The following is a 562-nucleotide window of genomic DNA, read 5'->3' as shown; positions in this document are numbered from 1 at the left end:
CCAAGCAGCAGCTGGGCCTGTCGCCGCAGGACAGCCTCGGCAGCCGCAGCAAAGCCATGGGCATCGCCCGCAACGTGGGCGCGCAGTATGTGCTTTACTCCAATGCCACCGGCAACGTCAACGCGCCTGAGCTGAAAATGCAGCTCATGCTGGTGCAAACCGGTGAGATAATCTGGTCAGGTAAAGGTGCTGTTCAGCAACAATAAGCTAACGCGCGACGAGCTCTTGTCGCGCTTCTTTCCCCATTATCATCCTGTCGCCTCGCTGGGATTAGCGCGCGAAAAAGGCTACACTTCGGCTTTGAACTATCTATCAAAATAGAAAGAGGCGAAGTCCAACGTGGCTCAATTCGTTTATACCATGCATCGTGTCGGCAAAGTGGTTCCGCCGAAACGTCATATTTTGAAAAATATCTCCCTCAGCTTTTTCCCTGGCGCGAAAATCGGTGTGCTCGGTCTGAACGGCGCCGGTAAATCTACCCTGCTGCGCATCATGGCCGGTATCGACACCGAGATCGAAGGTGAAGCGCGTCCGCAGCCCGGCATCAAAATCGGCTACCTGC

2 protein-coding genes are annotated in these 562 nt (G+C 55.2%); both read left to right on the top strand.

All coding sequences use genetic code 11. The features are described 5' to 3' along the window. Window positions 1-206, top strand: a 206-nt coding sequence (locus ABD339_RS33595) for a hypothetical protein (RefSeq protein ID WP_425576182.1), incomplete at its 5' end; no start/stop codon positions are given. A gap of 133 nt (window positions 207-339) precedes the next feature. After that, on the top strand, window positions 340-562 hold a 223-nt coding region (locus tag ABD339_RS33590), incomplete at its 3' end, for an ATP-binding cassette domain-containing protein (protein WP_344570953.1).

Source organism: Streptomyces axinellae, from assembly GCF_039532135.1.
GTDB lineage: Bacteria > Actinomycetota > Actinomycetes > Streptomycetales > Streptomycetaceae > Streptomyces > Streptomyces axinellae.
This window is presented reverse-complemented; position numbering and strand designations above follow the sequence as displayed.